This is a genomic window from Rossellomorea sp. FM04394 (assembly GCF_041889765.1).
GTDB classification, from domain to species: domain Bacteria; phylum Bacillota; class Bacilli; order Bacillales; family Bacillaceae_B; genus Rossellomorea; species Rossellomorea aquimaris_B.
The window spans coordinates 4,158,912-4,176,450 of the sequence record NZ_CP168654.1; the positions used below are offsets into that span (position 1 = coordinate 4,158,912).

The following is a 17,539-nucleotide window of genomic DNA, read 5'->3' on the forward strand; positions in this document are numbered from 1 at the left end:
AAGAAGGACCGCTCTCTCAACAACAAATGTACAATACTCTATTTAGTTACCGGCACTTATCGTACTTCCACCCAACCATTCTTGATCGCAGTTACAACGGCTTGGGTACGGTCATTAACGTTCATTTTTTGTAGTATATTACTTACATGATTTTTGACAGTTTTTTCGCTGATATACAGGCCTTCACCGATTCCGCGGTTGCTCTTTCCGTCTGCGAGCATCTGCAGTACTTCACACTCGCGGCGCGTTAATAGGTGAAGCGGGCGGCGAACTTCGGATTGTTGGAATCCACCTGAGTTTTGGGCGTTTGCCAGGCGCTTGTACTCGGCTACCAGGTTATGTGTTACTTTCGGATGTACGTAGGAACCGCCGTCTGCGACGATCTTCACTGCGTCGACAAGTGCTTCTGAGTCCATCTCTTTCAATAGATAACCCAGTGCTCCCGTTTTCAGCGCATGGTTTACATAGTTTTCGTCATCGTGGATGGATAGGATGATGACTTTTGTATCCGGGTATCTGTCCATCAGTTCACGAGTTGCTTCTACGCCGTTTGTTTCAGGCATGTTGATATCCATCAGGACAACATCCGGTTCGTGTGCTTCTACTAGGTTCATGGCTTCTGAACCGTCATCGCCTTCTGCTACTACGTTGAAAGAAGGTTCGAATTCCAGGATTCGTTTTACTCCCTCTCTGAAAAGCTGATGATCATCAATGATAACAATATTTGTTGCCATGTCTTTCGCCTCCCTAAACCTTGGAAAATTTACTTATTAAGCGGAACCTGGATCAGTATCACCGTTCCTGTCCCTACTTTTGAGTCAATCGTGATGTCTCCTTCGAGAAGGTCGACACGTTCTTTCATCCCCATGATGCCAAAGGATCCTGTTTTCTGTTGTTCTTTATCGAATCCTTTGCCGTTGTCTTTGACAACAACTGTTATTTGGTCTTTCTTTACTTCTACTTTAACTTGGATATGTGATGCTTCAGCGTGCTTAAGTGCGTTTTGGACACTTTCTTGTACTAATCGGAATAGAGCGACTTCGAATTTTGAAGGAAGTCTGATATCGAGCCCCATATTCACAAACTGAATGGAGGTCTTCTGGTTATACTCTTCGATTGTACTCAAGTATTTTTTGAGGGTCGGAATCAACCCCAGGTCATCAAGTGCCATTGGTCTGAGGTCGTAAATGATGCGCCGGACCTCGTATAGGGCTGAGCGGACCATCCGTTTAAGGTCGCGGATTTCCCTGATGGCATCGTCTGTCCCTTTTTCACGGTAGACGCGTTCGATCAGATCGGAACGCATTAAGACGTTGGCCATCATTTGCGCAGGTCCGTCGTGAATTTCACGGGATAAGCGTTTCCGCTCGTCCTCTTGTGCTTCAATGATTTGAAGTCCGAAATCCTGACGCTGCTTTGCGTCCTCCAGTGCCTCATTCACTTGCCTTAAGTCACTATTTAAGTAATTGAGAACGACGGATATTTGTGAGCAAAGGTTTTCTGCCCGTTCGATCGTGTCCCCGAGTGAGTGTAAACGCCTCTCGAGTTCATCCCGGCGGTCTCTCAGCTGCTTTTCTTGCTGTCTATTCATGGATAATTTCATTTGCAGGTCATGAGCTTTCTCGTACGCTTCTCTTACCTGATCTTCTGAATAGGTTTGAAAATGTTTGCTTACTTCGGAAAGTCTAAGCCGTGCAAACTTGGATTTCTGTTGGAGGTCATCTCCTTCATCAATCACTTTCAAGACCATTTCTTTTACATCCAGTAATTCTTTCATCAAATCTTCATAATCAGTTCGACATTGCTCGCCAATCTGGAAGATTTCATCCTTACTTTCGTCAACCGTATCGACCATCTTTTTCAGGATGCTATCTAACATCTTGGTGTTTATTTTTTTAAGTGACACGGTACACCCCTCTTTTGTTCCACCAATAGTAGTCAACCTAGAATAAAGCTTTACGAAAAACTATTCTTGCATAATAATAAGTGGTTTTTCAGCTTTCGATCAGGTCCATTCATTATGTCCATAGACCTACCATTCCGCTTTAAAATCGTACCTCTTATCATTTCAATGCAAAATCACAAAACCCTTTATTCATCTAGGCATATTCCTATGTAATACCTCTACCAAGGGATCATTCGCTCAAGGTTGGAAGAGAATGAATGGGAATTATCTAGACCATTCGACTTCCCTTTCAGAGCTTTGGAACAACTGAAGTATTACTATCAGCGTCCATTATACCATGTCATATATTGTCGGAGATTAAAGTTTGATTACATTGTATTACCATTATTTCATGTAAAACCAGTTTTTTCCGTATGGAATTGGAAATTGATCTTTATTTATGTGCAATCCGTTCTACTTTTATATATAGTAGATATAGGATGCAAATAGAGATAAAACGCGTATTTCGCCATTATTCATACATAAGGAAATGGAAAGGGGAAACCGTATTGCTACATCACTATAATACCGTCAAGGGTTACGGAGAACATGAAATCAATATAGAACGCTCCAGATTCATCACATACGTCAGTCGTGTGGAATCTGAAGAAGAAGCACAGGAATTCATTGCAGCCATTAAGAAAAAGCACTCGGATGCGAACCATAATTGTTCTGCCTATATGATCGGTGAGAATAATCTGATCCAGAAAGCGAATGACGATGGTGAACCCAGTGGGACTGCCGGAGTGCCGATGCTCGAGGTATTAAAGAAGAGGGATCTTAAAGATACCGTTGTCGTGGTCACCCGCTATTTCGGCGGGATCAAGCTTGGCGCAGGTGGACTGATCCGGGCGTATGGACGTGCGACGTCAGAAGGTTTGAATGCTGCAGGCATCGTGGAAAGAAGCTTGATGCGCATCATGAAGTCCACGATTGACTATACGTGGCTGGGAAAAGTGGAAAACGAAGTAAGGTCCTCCCGTTATCAGTTGAAGGAAATCCAGTACCTGGAAGCCGTTGAGGTCGAGGTGTATGTCGAGGAAGCCAATAAATCCTCGTTCATTGAGTGGATGACGGAGCTCACAAATGGACAGGCTGACATAATAGAAGGCGATGTTGAATACCTTGAAACGCCTGTTGAAACCAACTCGTAAAAATATTTACATTGGAAAAATCTTTTTTCTTACAAAGCCATCATTAAACTCATACTAATTGTATAGAAGTAACACGGAAAAATGACTCTTTAGACGGATAGAGAAATAAGCTTTTTTCGCCTACAATGGTGAAATTAATCGGACATCCTGACGTTTAAATCCATCTGGTTAATGGGTAGTAATAAATTAACTTGTTACTTTTGAAACTTTTCACTAAAATTCGACGTCTAATGAAGAAAGCCTCTGCTTTTTTTGACAAAATAGCCACTACGCATTTTAGTAATTGTTCCCTTAAAAAAAATGTTGCACATCATTAAATATGTGGTATTCTTACAATTGGAGTGCCCATAGAAGAAAAAGAGGTGAACGAATGTACTCTCTAATTGATTTTGTAATTGCTTTTGCTATTTCTTTAGTTGTTTCTGTAGCAGTGACTCCATTCGTAATCAAATTCGCCAAGCGATTTGGCTTTGTCGATAAACCAGACCATCGAAAGGTCCATAAAGGACTCATGCCTCGTGTGGGCGGCTTGTCGATCGTCATAGGTGCATCAGCTGGCCTGTTGTACTTGAATGATCTGATTGCTCCACTTTGGCCGGTCATTCTAGGGGGTGGAATCATCCTGATCGTAGGGATCCTCGATGATCGCTTTACCCTGTCACCTAAAGCTAAACTTGTTGGACAAATTCTGGCAGCTTGTATCGTCGTGTTTGCCGACTTTAAAATTGACTTTATCACTTTGCCGTTCGTGGCAGAGCGTATATATTTAGGGAATTTCAGTTATGTGTTCGGTATTCTTTGGATCGTTGGAATCACCAATGCCATCAACCTGATTGATGGACTGGATGGACTTGCAGGCGGAGTATCCGTCATTGCCATGACTTCCATTATGGCTCTTGCAGCTATGAATGGTCAGTATATGGTGGTTGCCCTTACCGTCATCCTGATCGGTGGGACAATCGGATTCCTATTCTTCAACTTCAATCCTGCGAAGATCTTTATGGGTGATACGGGAGCATTATTCCTTGGCTATTGTATTTCCATCATCTCGCTCCTTGGATTGTTCAAGAGTGTCACGATCTTCAGTTTAGTTGTTCCAATTATCATCCTGGCTATACCGATTTTCGATACGTTCTTTGCCATTATCAGACGTATCCTGAATAAGCAAAAGATTTCAGCACCTGATAAATCTCATTTACACCATCGCTTACTGGCAATGGGCTTCTCTCATAAAGAGACGGTCTTGATCATTTACGCGATTGGAGCATTTTTCGGACTATGCGCGATCCTGTTCACACGATCAACGCTTTGGGGAGCTATTTTATTCTCCGCTGTCCTGGTGATTATCATTCAGTTGACGGCAGAAGTGGTTGGATTGATCGGTCAGCATAAGCCACTCATTAATACAATGAAGAAATTACGCGAAAGATAAGCACACGCTTTCGTCTATGCGTGGAAAATACTAGATTAGTAGAAAACCTTGGATGATTATCCAAGGTTTTCTTTTTTGTCTGATTGAGACCGATTATGGCTCCAAATTGGCTGATTATAGGGAGATTTTCTTTAGATTGTCCTTTTTTAGCTGGGAATGTAGTTTATAGCCAGCCTGAAGGCAGATTCTGGTGACGGATCTGTAGGTTGAGATGGGCTTCGCGGGAGAATTGATCCGGTTTGGTATATAATTGATCCTGATATACAATCATTAATCCTGGTTGGTTTTTTTAATCCTGAAAGGTGATTAATTGATCCTCATTTCAATTTATTGATCCTCCGTGTCGAATTTTCTTGATATTTAAATCCTTTACTCACATACATGAATTTCACGAGAAGGAAAACGGCACACTAATGAAGGACACATTCTCTTATGAAGCTCCACTGGGTTTAATCGGGACGCTTGCAGACAAGCTCTTTTTAAAAAGGTACATGCACACATTCATCGAGATGAGAGCAAACGAATTGAAGAAAATCGCAGAACAAAAAAAACACTCCTACCTCATGAGATAGGAGTGCGAGCGTTATTCTTTTTTCTCGAAGTAATTGCTTCTGATGATGAGATCCGATACTTCCTGTGCTTTCAGTTCGAATTCTTTCTTCTCTTCAGCAAGCTCTCGATCTGATCGAATCGTATTCTCGAGTGGGATGACGGCAAAACTGTCATCGGATGTGAGCATGTTTCTTCCCATTACCACATCTTCATACTTCTTATCGTCAATGCCCATGACATAAGCAAGAGTAGGGAAGATATCGACTTGACCGTAGGCCTTGTCCAGTTCCATCGGTTCCATGCCAGGATTGTAGAGGATGAACGGCACTCTGCCCTCTTCGTCGATCCCTTCAACCTTTGGATTTTCTTTCATCATTTGATCTTTGTAGCTGTTTTCGAAAGCAGCGTGATCTCCGAAAATTGCAATCATCGTGTCATCGAGCATATCATTCGCTTCAAGATCCTCCATCAGCTTGCCGACCGCCATATCCGTGTAGTGGATGGACTGGAGGTAATGAGCGGCTGATGTGTCACTGTACTGGGCTTCAAATTCAAGGCCCCTGAATTTCTCCGGGATCACGAAAGGCGTGTGACTTGTCAGTGTAATCAGATAGCCAAAGTAAGGCTGCTCCTTTTCACTCAGGAATTCGACCGATTGGTGGAAAAATTCTTCATCACTCAAGCCCATTCCGATTTCTTCGCCTTCGTGAAACTCCTCAATGGCGTGATATTCATCAATTCCGATATGCGGGTAAGCTTCTCTTCTATTCCAGTACGTTCCCTCGTCCCCGTGGAAGGCGTAGGTTGAATACCCTTCCTCTTTCAATAAGCCGGGAAGCGTCGTATAATCATTTGTCGGATAGCGGAAGAATGTGCTTCCTTCCATGACCGGCATCAGGGATGTATTCACGACAAACTCTGCATCTGAGCTTCGTCCGCCCTTTGTTTGCGGATAGAAGTTGGACGCATAGATACTGTTCTTCAACAGTTTGTTCAGGTTGGGGGTTACTTCTTTCCCGTTCACCTTTTTATTCAGCACCCAGTTTTCAAGGGATTCGAATTGCAGGATGATGAGGTTTTTCCCTTCTCCGACTCCTTCGTACTTATTGTTTAAGTACAGTCTCTTTTCCCTATTTTCCTCTTTATTTTCAAACCATTCTTTCACGAGCTTTTCTTCTTCCTCGTTCAGGTCTATATATCGATTGTTTTGATAAAACAGGTACATATCCAACACGCTGTATTGAAGCGGATTGAACTTCAATATGTAATCATAGCGATCGTAAATCTTGAAGATCTGAGCGTATGGAGTACCGTCGACATAGTGGTTCTTCAATGGTTTCACGGCAAGGATGCTGAAACCTGCAAGGAAGAGGATGATGAAGGTTTTCCATTGTACCTTAGGAATTGAAAATGATTTCTTTTTCGTCAGGATGAGCAATAGAATGATATCCACTACAAATAGGACATCGAGCCCGTTGATCAGTTCCATGATGCTCGGTCCGAGCCCTGAAAGGTTGGACGTCTGCAGCAGTGCAAAGAACGATAGTGGTGTTCCAAAATAGCGGATATACCATAACTGGGACAGCAGCAGGAGGGTCGCTATGACATTGAGACCGATTATGGCCGTTTTTCTGGACCAGGTTTTAAATAAAAATACAAAAGAAAATAACATTAAAATACTGCCTGGAAGCGTCACGAATAAGCTTTTCACTTCGAATAGGCCTTTTCCTAATAATAAATAGAATAATACGACTTTAATGGAAAGGCCGATGGCAGAGATGAGCAGGAGCTTGTCTTGCCATATGGAAAGCAGCGCCTCTTTTAACTTGTTTACTAGATTCATAATCTTTATACCCCGTTTACATAATTGTAATAAAATTTTAACACTTTTCCTTTTACTTATAAAGTCAGGGTGTGACATTTTATTGTAGAAATCGACTTTATAAGAGACGGACACGACAAATAAAGTCGCGAAAAAACCCGGTTTGAGGAGGCTCAAACCGGGTTTTGTTTCCATTATCTACTAGTAGGTGTCCATGTTGCCTGTCTCTTACCTGAGATCGCTCTCAGTGTACCGAGGAAGGCAGCATAGTTTACGAGGCAGAAGTAGTATGGGATATACGTTATTTTGTTGCTCGTCACTTTGCCTAATAGTGCGAGGAGATAGAATGCCAATTGTAGGCCGAACATCACTTGATAGAGTGGCTGATCCAGTAAGAAAAGATTAATGATAAAGATTGCAATCATATAGTAAGGAACAAGCCATCTTAAGAATTTATGAGACATGTATTTATAGAAGAAATCGAAATTCCTTACAGGATTCAACACATGCTTGTAGCTCATGATCCCTGTGAAGCTTCGCGTTACGATGCGGACTTTACGGCCAAATTCTTCTGATGATTTCGGCGATGTTTCTTCCATCGTGATCGCGTTCGGCTCATAGACGAATCTCTTTTGCTGGTTGATGATGATGAGCGGGTTCTGCATATCATCCCCGACGTTCGGATTCATTTCTTTGAATAATTCCTTACGGAGGGCATAGATCGAACCATTTGCTACGATTGTCGTACCGGTTGCCGTCTCGAGCATTTTCAAGAGTTTCTCATACTTCCAGTAAGCACCCTCCGACTCCCCGATTGAAGAGTTGGTTGGGTTCGTTAATCTCAGTTCACCACAAACCCCGCCGATTTCTTCATCTTTAAAGTGCTTCACTAAGTGATGAACGGCATCCTTATTGTAAAGGGAGTTCGCATCGGAGAATACAAGGACTTCTCCAGTTGCCATTGGGACGGACTTGTTCAGTGCCGCTGTCTTCCCTTTTCTTCCTTTCACGACATTCAGCTTCACGTTCGGGTATTTCGCCACGAACTCATTGACGATGTCGTTCGTTCTGTCGGAAGAATCATCTGACACAACGATGATTTCAAGCTTGTCCTGCGGATAATCAAGATCCACAGAGTTTTGTACTTTTTCAGCGATGACTTTCTCTTCGTTGTACGCTGCGATAAAGAGCGTTACCTTTGGTTCATAGCCTGTATCGGTGATTTGATCCTTTTTGACAACTCCTGATATGAGCTTCAGCAGGATCGGATAACCGGCATAGATATAAACCGAAAGAAGTATCAGCAGCCAAAAGATTATTTCCAGTATCATATCATGACTTCCTCTCATCTAACCTTATATACCAATTGAAGGTGGACCCTGATGAAGGATCCACCTATCTTGTTATGCTTTGATCGTTTTTCTTCCGATTGACGCATAGTAGAATCCGTTTTCTTCCATATGAGCAGGATCAAAGATATTACGTCCATCAATGATTACTTTGTTGTTTACTAGTGTAGCTACTTTTTCTAAATCAAGCTCTCTTACTTCATCCCATTCTGTCAGAATCAGGATGGCATCTGAGTTCTGGATCACTTCATACAGATCTTGTCCTGTACGAAGGTTTGGAATGAGCGCCTTTGCATTTTTCTCTGCAATGCGATCATATGCCGTGATGTCCGCTCCAAGTTCTTGCAGCTTAGGAATGACATCGACAGAAGGTGCGTCCCTCATATCATCTGTATTCGGCTTGAACGCAAGTCCAAGGACAGCAATTTTCTTATCTGTCAGGTCGCCACCGAAGGCTTCTACCAGCTTGTCCACAACCTTAAAGCGCTGAAGACCATTCACGGCTTCAACGTCTTTGACGATCTTGAAGTCGTAGCCCACTTGATCGGCAATCTTGACAAGGGCACTTGTATCTTTAGGGAAACAAGAACCTCCGTAACCGATTCCTGCGTTCAGGAATTGAGGGCCGATACGCGGGTCATACCCCATTCCCTCTGCTACCTTCGTCACGTCTGCCCCAACAAGTTCACACACGTTTGCGACTTCATTGATGAAGCTGATTTTCGTTGCAAGGAACGCATTGGACGCATATTTGATCATTTCAGATGTTTCAATATTTGTCACTACGATATTTTTGGTAAAAGGAGCATGTAATTCCTTCAGGATCGCCTCTGCTTTCTCTGATTCCACACCGATGACCGCTCTTTCCATATTCACCGTATCGTAAATGGCCGATCCTTCACGAAGGAATTCAGGGTTTGATGCGACATCGAATTCTTCATGTCCGACAACCTCTTTGATGACACCTTTGATCATGGCACCTGTTCCGACTGGAACCGTGCTCTTCGTTACGATCACTTTATAGTCATGAAGGTGCTCTGCAATCGAGCGGGCAGCCGCTTCGATATATTGAAGGTTCGCTTCACCATTCTCTTTTGGAGGAGTTCCGACCGCAATGATGACAAGATCCGCGTCCTTCATTCCTTCAGCATAATCCGTTGTGAAGGATAGGCGGCCTTCGCTGATGTTCTTTTCTACTAATTCGGTCAAGCCCGGCTCGTAAATAGGGATGATCCCATTTTTCAGGTTCTCTACTTTTTGAGCGTCTATATCCAGGCACGTCACGTTATTTCCGGCGTCACTGAAGCATACGCCTGAAACAAGCCCTACATAACCTGTACCAATTACACAAATGTTCATCTTAATTTCTCCTTGTTCATTCTGAAATGATGTCTTTTAACCAGCTTTTCAATGGACCTTTAAGGTCATCTCTCATTAAAGCAAACTCTACTGTTGCTTGAACAAAGCCGTATTTGTTTCCAATATCATATCTTTTACCATCAAAAGAATAACCGTAAACATTTTGCTTCGTATTTAATTCTTGAAGAGCGTCTGTCAATTGAATTTCATTCCCTTGACCAGGCTCCAGGTTTCCTAAAATATCAAGTACATCCGGTGTGAGCACGTAGCGACCCATGATGGCCATGTTGGATGGCGCATCTTCCAGTTTTGGCTTTTCCACGAGTCCTTTGACTTTAAATAGTGGGCCGTCATTATTAGGGTCTGCCACGTCGATGACACCATATTTGGATACGTCCTCGTCAGGGACTTCCTGTACGCCGATGATGCTCGCTTCTTTTTCTTCGAATTCATCGATCAGTTGTTTTAGACAAGGTTTCTCAGAGACTACGATGTCGTCTCCAAGAAGGACGGCGAAAGGATCATTGCCGATGAATTTTCTGGCACACCAGATGGCATGTCCGAGTCCTTTTGGCTCTTTTTGACGGATGTAGTGAATGTCCGCCATATGAGAGATTTGTTTGATTTGCTCGAGCTCATCGTATTTTTCTTTCATGGCAAGCATTTCTTCAAGCTCTAAAGACTTGTCAAAATGGTCTTCGATGGCACGTTTTCCGCGACCCGTCACGATCAGGATATCTTCTATCCCGGAATTGACTGCTTCTTCGATAATATATTGGATTGTAGGTTTATCTACAATTGGTAGCATTTCTTTCGGCTGTGCCTTTGTTGCTGGTAAGAATCTCGTACCTAAACCCGCAGCCGGGATAATCGCTTTTTTTACTCTCAAAGAACTCACCTCTTAGTTTTGTGTAAATCAATTGTTCTTATTCTACTGGTTCGAAGTCTTTTTAATAGTGTCTGCAGATTTTGGCTCATTTACGCCTCTTGGTGAGAAAACGCCCGAGCAAATTTCTTTGCTCATGCGTTTTCTCACCAAGAGGCTACCTTTCAGCTATTCGCTGAAAGGCGAGTGAAACTTTGGTTTCACTCGAATGAGCCAAAATCTATTAAAATTCATGTGTATTATACCATATGTTGTTGATTTCTTAATCTCACGGGTTTATTGTGCTATAATATAGCGAGTAATTTCAGATGTGAGGATGAAGAAAATGATTAGTGTAATCGTACCAACTCTTGGAACGAAGCCAGAGGAATTGAAACGATTGTTTGAAAGTCTTAATAATCAATCATACAAAGACTTCGAAGTCATTATTGTATCACAAGACAATCACAATTATATTACATCCGTTTTAAAAGATGTTAACTTTAAATACAATCATATTGAAATTGACCGTAAAGGGTTGTCACTTGCCCGGAACGTTGGTATTGAGCATGCGAGTGGAAGCATTCTGACGTTTTCGGATGATGACTGCTGGTATAATGACGACTCGTTCCAGCTTGTTGTCGATTATTTCAATGAGAATCTCGAGACCGATGTCGCTTGCTTCCAAATCTATGATCCGATCAAGGGCGTCTACTATAAAGAATATGACGAAGAAGAGCAGAAACAGGTTACAACCGGTAAGCTGTTGAAGAAGTCTTCTATTGAAATCTTTATCCAAACGGCGAACATCGAGCCTTCCCTGATCCGATTCGACGAGAAGTTCGGCTTGGGTGCGATTTATCCTTCTGGTGAAGAAAATGTCTTCTTATTCGATTTGGCCAGAAATCATAAATCCATCAGCTATTATCCGAAGGTTGTCGTCAATCATGAGAAGCCTGAGATGCAGACCCGATTATATGAGAAATCGTTCATCGGAAAAGGGCCTTTGTTCAAGAGAATGTACAATACCCCTACTGCGGTGGTTCTATTGACCCTCTTCACGTTGAAGAAGTATCGTCATTTAGATGAGCCGTTTAGCTATTATGGTAAAGCGTTCAGGGAGATTTTTAGGTATGAGAAGAAATAGTGTTTGTTTGATTTGTTTTGCGGCAGGCGCCCGGTTTTGGGTGCCTGCCGTTTTTTTGCGATGAACGCCGTAAAATAAAAAGGCACTTTTCGTAAAATTTGTTGTTTTTAACATGAGTTCTGCAAGGCTCTGTTAATTAGTGTGTGCTGGATGGTGAGGGGAACTGCTCCGCTTTCCGCGGACGTTCGGCCAAGCCTCCTCAGCTTCGCTTCCGGGGTCTCGGCACGCCCGTACTTCCGCAGGAGTCTGCGCAGTTCCCCTCACCATCTTTTACAGGTTTTTTTGTGACAGAGCTTCAAAGTGTGCTAGAAAACAAAATAACTTAAAATATACTTCCTTGAGACAATCAATCTCTACTTACCTTCAATGAGATTGTTTTCGATTAAGGATTCATGCTCAGAAAGTTGATTGGAGCGGAAATCAACTAGTACTTTCTTCTCTACAATAGCAACAAACTTTACGAAAAGATCGAATTAAAAAGATGCACCCCACTTGCCCGGGTGCATCTCAAGAAATCACTTCTCTTTTAAAATGACTTCCGTAATCATGTCATTTTCTTTCGTTAACTTCAGCTCGTTTGGTTCAAGCTCGAGCTCATTTTCAAGATCGCCATGGATCTTTTCGAATTCCGCTGCCGGGATGTTTACCGGGAACTTGATTTCCACGAGTCGCTTATCTTCGTTTAATCCAACAAAGGAATTGAACTCTTTATAGTAGTAGTAGAATTCAACCTCGCCTTGTCCTTCGAAGATGTAAACAGGATCACCGTATTTACGGAACAGGTTCTTTTCTGAATACCCGATTGGCAATGGCGTCTCTGGTAAAAGGCCTGCATCCACGTATTGCAGGAATTCATCTGATAGTACTTTTCTGTTGTTCTTTTCGTAATCGATCCGGAAGCTCAGCATGCCGGACTCTTCAAGAAGCTCTTCGTCTGTCAGCTCAAGGAACTCTTCCGTCGCCAATTCTTCATTCAGAGCACCTATCAGCTCGACGATAGGAATTTCTTCTTGAGCCAGTAGTATTTTGGCAATCTTACCTTCTTCCACTTCGAACACTACGCTTTGTTCATCGATTATCATATATACATACGATGTTGTCGCATTTTCATCTGCTTTATATTCAAACATGTCCAGCTCTAAGTTGTTATCAATGACCTTTTGCAGGTCGTCTCCAACATTGATCGTTTCGGAAATCTTGAACTTTTTACTGGATGTGACCAGGTAGTCTGCTTCTCCGCCCGTGAAGTGAACGCTAAGCTTCTGTGCTGGATCATCCAGGACTTCATCTTTGGATTCGGGATCTTTCATGACCTTAAAGACTTCCTGATACCTTTCGCCTAAGCCGAAATTCAGGAGTGAATATTCGTTTCCGACCGATTTATATTCACTTTTCTGCACCTCTTTTGTTTTCACGCCAACGATGATGCCGAACAAAAGAACCACAAAGATCAGATATGAAAGAAAGATTTTGTAAGAACTCAACTGTATCACTCCATTACATTTTGCTTATCTTTGTGTTTCATTTCACCGATTTTCACTAGCACGGCGATGACTAATAGAACTGCCCAGAATCGTGGTGTGACATAATCCGCTCTGTATAAGGATGTGACCATCAGGTGAAAGTACTCTACCAATGCAATGAAGTAGTACATGTTCTTCATGCCGTTCTTCAATAGGAATACGGCGATGGAAATTAATCCTGTCAATAATAGAAGGAGTCCGATGACACCTTGCTCGAATAGGACATCGATAAACATATTGTTTGCCGAGATGGCCAGGCTCATCTGAGTATGTGGCACAATCTTGGTACCCGCCAGGAACTCATAAGCCCCCGGGCCGTATCCGAATAGTCCCGATACGATGGAATGATCGAACAGCCACTGGAATGGCATGACGTACATATAAATCCTGCTTGATTGTGTCGGATCAAAAAGATTATCTCTTCTTCCCCAAATCGGAGAGAAGAATTTCGCCAGCAGGTCCGGGTTTACGAGATAAAGACCGGCAATCCCGATGATCCCCACCAATGGAATCATCCAAAGGATCTTTTTCGGGAATCTTGGATGGAACATGAGATAGACCATCAAGAAGCCTATCACGAGTACCAGATTAAAATAGGCACTCACGGAAAACGTAAAGGCCAGGATGAAAAGCGTCGGGATGAGTACGACGACTGCATACACCCATTTCCGTTTCACAAACAGGAATGCCAGGATGATCAGATCGATCAAGAACGGTCCCATATAGCTTGGTTCATTTGTGAAGGAAGTGATTCGGAAGTCGAACAGTGTCACTCCCTCAACGCTATGAACGAAGGAACGGGTATTTAAATTAAGGAATGGAATGTTGAACATGAAATAGGCCAGCTGCCAAAAGGCTACTGCCACTAATAATGATATCGACAACGGGTAGACTTTGATGATGCTTTCGTTATCCTTCGGCTCATTCGCAAGCAACCGGTAGCCGAAGTACACAAACATGAAAAAGCTGAGATAATAGGCAAGTCGCGTGATCATCGAGCTTTTCAGGTAGTTCATATACTCGACACTATTCAATACCGTAGCCGTATAAAAGGCAGAAAGAATAGCCAGTGCCAATGAGATAAGGAACAGAATCAGGAAGCGCTTCAAGTATTTATCAAACTCCGAGGTTTGCGTCAAACGTTTTCGATTGAGTACGTAATACAGGAATAATAGTGAGCCAACTCCCAATGTCAGCACCGCAGGAACGGGTACGGGGAGAAGCTTGATGTATTTAGCTTGAGTAGAGAACTGGGCGAAGAACAAATATCCGGCCACTAAAATCAAGATGATCTGCTTCATCCTCGGCTCATACTTGTTCATGAGTGTGGAAAAATTCATACTAAACTCCTCATTGTCTTTTTAGTTTATGGAAAAGCCTTATTGAATATAGTCTATATCCTTGAGTAAAAGAATTCCGTCCTTCTTCTCCCACTCCGTCATATAAACCAATTCATTATCTTTATTAAAACGATAGAACTTATTGACAGCTTCGGTATGAAAATAACTTTTGCGTTGAGATGTCAGTTTCTCTTTAAGATAGTTGAAGTCCTTTTCTGTCACTGTGTTGTCAGGACTCAGCATATATTTAAAGGCATCCCAATCCGTGTTTTCGATATTATTGCGAATATATTGATCCGCTTCCAGAAGGTTTCTGAATTTCAATGGCTGGTCACCGCAGCCGCTTAAAAATAAGGTGATCAAAATGAGTAGAGCGGCAAACTGTCTTTTCATTACAAACTCCTTTCCTATGAGGACCGTCGAATTCGTCTTTCTTATGTAAATAGGGACGCACCCTGTTACGTCTTGATAATTGAAACAACAATAAAAAATTATACATGAAAACCAACCATTTGAAAATGCTTTGTTCCTTGCATCTCTACGCTTCGTCACCCTTGTCAATACTGAAAAATGACGCAGATTCTCTATGATTCCGTTATGTTAAATATGTGTTACAAACATGATTTATAGTCATAATTTTGGAAGTTTGATCTATATGTGGGGAAGTTACTCATTTTCAGCTACCGAATATCTGGCTGGTAGTAGGGCTGGATGGGCTCCAACCCTATTAAAAAACTGCCATCCCGAAGAATGGCAGCTCCTTGATTCAAATTAATTCGCTAAAGCCTGTTGGATCTCTTGACGAACAGATTCTGAAATAGCACCTTTACCGCCTAAGAAGTAGGTATCGGCCAGGACAGTACGCTCATCCAGCCATGCTTTCACATTGTCCGGCAATTGATCCTTACGCGTCAAGATTAATGGTGATTTCATCGCTGCTGCCAATGAAGATGCAGGCAGGGCATCGATGAAGACGTCTCCGCGCGCGAAGAATAATGTCTTTTCTTCAAACTCACTGCTATATTTCTCTGCAATGGTCAGACTTGTTTGGTATCGGTCATCTCCGTATACCCTTGACACATCTGAAGCAAGACTCATCAATTGTCGTTCCACTCCAGTAGAAACGGCAGACTGACCGCCAATGATTGTTACTTTATTGATCGTATTCTCTTTCATGTAAGCTTCAACACTTTCATGAAGAGTATCTTTTGTCGTGTAAAGAATCGGGATTTGCATCATGCTTGCATAGGAAGCAATCGACAAGGCATCCGGGGATTTCTCGTCTTTTGTCACAACAAAAATTTCATCATTGTTGTTAATTTGATCTGCCACTTTCACTGCTGTCTCATAACGCTCTGCCCCGCTGATGCGTGTAACATCAGATAAGTCTTTCAATTGATTCTCAACATTACTACTGATGGCATTCGTACCACCAAGTAAGTAGACCTTTTCAGGCTGAAGTCTCTTAATCTCATCCAGAACTGTCTCTGGAAGTGACTTGGATGTGGTTAATAATAATGGTGAATCCAATTTCTTCGCCAGTACACTTCCTGTTAACGCATCGATGGATAAATCGCCGCGGCCGATGACAACAGCCTTCGATTTATTTTCCCAGCCATACTCTGATACGCTTACGCTTGTTTCGTAACGGTCGATCCCTTCAAGTTCATGAGAATAGTCGTTTAAGTCCAATTCTCTGTTCACGCTTGTTGTCGGGTAGTAGTAGCCCAGGATCGTCCTGAAGTTGTTTCCTTCTTTCGACATTTGGTACGCACCGTATTGGCTCATCCCGATTCCGTGGCCGAAACCCCCGCCGTTGATCGTGTAAAGCTCATCTGTTTCTTTCAATTCTTTTACATAAGGACTCTTCATGATCGATGTTCCCAGCATAAAACGAATGTTATAAGAGCGATCATTAATCGTTTTCGTTTGCAGCTTGATGGTTTCATCTTCATTTTTCACAAATCCACTATCTTTTTTCTCAAAATAAGTGAACGATACGGTTCCCTTTAATACATCTGTCGAAGTGAAGGAAGCATCCGGGATATCAAAAGAGACATCCTTAATATCGACGATTTTTATTTCACTCTTTTCATCAATATGATTCTTATTTTTTAACCATGATTTCATGTTGGAAATGATCGTTTGATCTTTTTCCTTCGCGTCCGACCACCATGCTTCCGGTTTCTTAAGATCTAACTCGCTTGCGTCGAATTGAGATTTCGTAAGAGGAACTGCCCAATTTCCATGTGGTGAGATTTTCGCATCATAGATGTCCGGTTTCGTTTCCAGGTAAGGAACTAAATCTGAGCCCCACACATTTTGATTCGAGAATACTCTTCCCCCGTTAGATGAAGAATAAAAAGCTTCCGCATAGCTGTCGTCTTTTTTCAGAACTTCACCTTGTGTTTCATTGACCGCTTTTGTTGTATAGGTGTTCCAATCATAGCCTTTATAGACTTGATCACTTTGCCCATCATAAATCGTCCAGTTTCCCTTTTTCAATACAAAGGTTCTGGCCGCTACAGCTTGAGCTTTCAAAGCATCCAGTCCGCCGTTACCGCCCCAGGAAGCAGGCATTTCCGCCGGGACCACGCCTTTTAAGTAGTCTTCCAGATTGATATGATTCACAGGTCTAACATATTTACTGGATTCAACCGTAAACTCAACTTCTCCTAAGTATTGCTTGTCGTAATTTCCTTTAATCGTCATGGAACGATCCATCGCTTCCGTGATCGTCGGAATGATCGATACGTTGCCACTGAACTTTTTCACTAGTGTAGAACCTTTGTAAAGAGATAGATTCCCTGACTCAACCTTGAGTGTGTAGGCAGTTCCGGGCTGGATGAAAATCGATGTCCCTTTCACTTGATAGTCCCCATTTACACTAAATGGAAGTGAACTCTTACTTCCGATATAATTCTGAAGCTTGACAGAAATGGGCTCACCCGCTGCACTTGTATCAATCGGTGCTGCCATCATTCCCGTCACCATAGTGGAAAGGACCAGCATAGATAGTAACTTCTTCTTCAATGTTTTTCCTCCTTGCAG

14 protein-coding genes are annotated in these 17,539 nt (G+C 42.4%); 4 read left to right on the plus strand and 10 right to left on the minus strand.

Translation table 11 applies throughout. The annotated features are described in order from the left end of the window. Positions 1–56: 56 nt before the first annotated feature. Positions 57–734, minus strand: a complete 678-nt coding sequence (locus tag ACCB35_RS20855) for a response regulator transcription factor (protein ID WP_299742952.1) — start codon at positions 732–734, stop codon at positions 57–59. A 29-nt stretch (positions 735–763) separates the two neighbouring features. After that, a complete protein-coding gene (locus ACCB35_RS20860; protein ID WP_374055152.1) occupies positions 764–1,879 on the minus strand; it encodes a sensor histidine kinase in 1,116 nt (371 codons plus the stop codon). Positions 1,880–2,454: 575 nt separating this feature from the next. Between ACCB35_RS20860 and ACCB35_RS20865 the strand changes: the two genes are divergently transcribed. From ACCB35_RS20865 to ACCB35_RS20875, 3 genes are all read left to right on the plus strand, one after another. Continuing rightward, a complete protein-coding gene (locus ACCB35_RS20865; protein ID WP_374055153.1) occupies positions 2,455–3,099 on the plus strand; it encodes a YigZ family protein in 645 nt (214 codons plus the stop codon). A 370-nt stretch (positions 3,100–3,469) separates the two neighbouring features. Further along, positions 3,470–4,531, plus strand: coding sequence for a glycosyltransferase family 4 protein (locus ACCB35_RS20870; RefSeq protein WP_044338402.1), 1,062 nt, complete (start codon positions 3,470–3,472; stop codon positions 4,529–4,531). A 413-nt stretch (positions 4,532–4,944) separates the two neighbouring features. Then, a complete protein-coding gene (locus ACCB35_RS20875) occupies positions 4,945–5,103 on the plus strand; it encodes a hypothetical protein (protein WP_374055154.1) in 159 nt (52 codons plus the stop codon). Positions 5,104–5,114: 11 nt separating this feature from the next. On the opposite strand, the gene ACCB35_RS20880 is transcribed toward ACCB35_RS20875, so the two are convergent. The 4 genes from ACCB35_RS20880 to galU all read right to left on the minus strand — a co-directional run bounded on the left by ACCB35_RS20880 (position 5,115) and on the right by galU (position 10,502). After that, complete coding sequence (locus ACCB35_RS20880) at positions 5,115–6,926, minus strand: LTA synthase family protein (protein WP_374055155.1); 1,812 nt, start codon at positions 6,924–6,926, stop codon at positions 5,115–5,117. 173 nt (positions 6,927–7,099) lie between these two features. Then, entirely contained in the window at positions 7,100–8,236 is a 1,137-nt protein-coding gene (locus ACCB35_RS20885) for a glycosyltransferase family 2 protein (RefSeq protein ID WP_052504480.1), read from the minus strand. A gap of 72 nt (positions 8,237–8,308) precedes the next feature. Next, on the minus strand, positions 8,309–9,619 hold the full coding sequence (locus ACCB35_RS20890) for a UDP-glucose/GDP-mannose dehydrogenase family protein (protein ID WP_374057086.1): 1,311 nt from the start codon (positions 9,617–9,619) through the stop codon (positions 8,309–8,311). Between the two features lie 10 nt (positions 9,620–9,629). Further along, complete coding sequence (gene galU / locus ACCB35_RS20895; protein WP_374055156.1) at positions 9,630–10,502, minus strand: UTP--glucose-1-phosphate uridylyltransferase GalU; 873 nt, start codon at positions 10,500–10,502, stop codon at positions 9,630–9,632. A 322-nt stretch (positions 10,503–10,824) separates the two neighbouring features. Here galU and ACCB35_RS20900 point away from each other — a divergent pair, with 322 nt between their 5' ends. Beyond that, positions 10,825–11,625: a glycosyltransferase family 2 protein gene (locus ACCB35_RS20900; protein WP_299742926.1), complete on the plus strand. Its 801-nt coding sequence runs from the start codon at positions 10,825–10,827 to the stop codon at positions 11,623–11,625. Positions 11,626–12,140: 515 nt separating this feature from the next. Here ACCB35_RS20900 and ACCB35_RS20905 read toward each other — a convergent pair. The 4 genes from ACCB35_RS20905 to ACCB35_RS20920 all read right to left on the minus strand — a co-directional run bounded on the left by ACCB35_RS20905 (position 12,141) and on the right by ACCB35_RS20920 (position 17,521). Continuing rightward, a complete protein-coding gene (locus tag ACCB35_RS20905) occupies positions 12,141–13,109 on the minus strand; it encodes a hypothetical protein (RefSeq protein ID WP_374055157.1) in 969 nt (322 codons plus the stop codon). A 5-nt stretch (positions 13,110–13,114) separates the two neighbouring features. Further along, positions 13,115–14,488: an O-antigen ligase family protein gene (locus ACCB35_RS20910; RefSeq protein ID WP_374055158.1), complete on the minus strand. Its 1,374-nt coding sequence runs from the start codon at positions 14,486–14,488 to the stop codon at positions 13,115–13,117. Positions 14,489–14,527: 39 nt separating this feature from the next. Beyond that, entirely contained in the window at positions 14,528–14,881 is a 354-nt protein-coding gene (locus tag ACCB35_RS20915; RefSeq protein ID WP_374055159.1) for a hypothetical protein, read from the minus strand. Positions 14,882–15,259: 378 nt separating this feature from the next. Then, the gene (locus ACCB35_RS20920) at positions 15,260–17,521 is read right to left on the minus strand and encodes a SpoIID/LytB domain-containing protein (RefSeq protein WP_374055160.1); all 2,262 of its coding nucleotides are present in this window, start codon (positions 17,519–17,521) and stop codon (positions 15,260–15,262) included. Positions 17,522–17,539 lie beyond the last annotated feature (18 nt).

What these genes read in the sequence shown, in the direction of transcription:
- ACCB35_RS20880 (WP_374055155.1), bottom strand. Translation starts at nt 6,926, where the DNA reads ATGAATCTAGTAAACAAGTTAAAAGAGGCGCTGCTTTCCATATGGCAA.
- ACCB35_RS20910 (WP_374055158.1), bottom strand. Translation starts at nt 14,488, where the DNA reads ATGAATTTTTCCACACTCATGAACAAGTATGAGCCGAGGATGAAGCAG.
- ACCB35_RS20915 (WP_374055159.1), bottom strand. Translation starts at nt 14,881, where the DNA reads ATGAAAAGACAGTTTGCCGCTCTACTCATTTTGATCACCTTATTTTTA.
- ACCB35_RS20870 (WP_044338402.1), top strand. Translation starts at nt 3,470, where the DNA reads ATGTACTCTCTAATTGATTTTGTAATTGCTTTTGCTATTTCTTTAGTT.
- ACCB35_RS20860 (WP_374055152.1), bottom strand. Translation starts at nt 1,879, where the DNA reads ATGTTAGATAGCATCCTGAAAAAGATGGTCGATACGGTTGACGAAAGT.
- ACCB35_RS20900 (WP_299742926.1), top strand. Translation starts at nt 10,825, where the DNA reads ATGATTAGTGTAATCGTACCAACTCTTGGAACGAAGCCAGAGGAATTG.
- ACCB35_RS20885 (WP_052504480.1), bottom strand. Translation starts at nt 8,236, where the DNA reads ATGATACTGGAAATAATCTTTTGGCTGCTGATACTTCTTTCGGTTTAT.
- ACCB35_RS20875 (WP_374055154.1), top strand. Translation starts at nt 4,945, where the DNA reads ATGAAGGACACATTCTCTTATGAAGCTCCACTGGGTTTAATCGGGACG.
- ACCB35_RS20855 (WP_299742952.1), bottom strand. Translation starts at nt 734, where the DNA reads ATGGCAACAAATATTGTTATCATTGATGATCATCAGCTTTTCAGAGAG.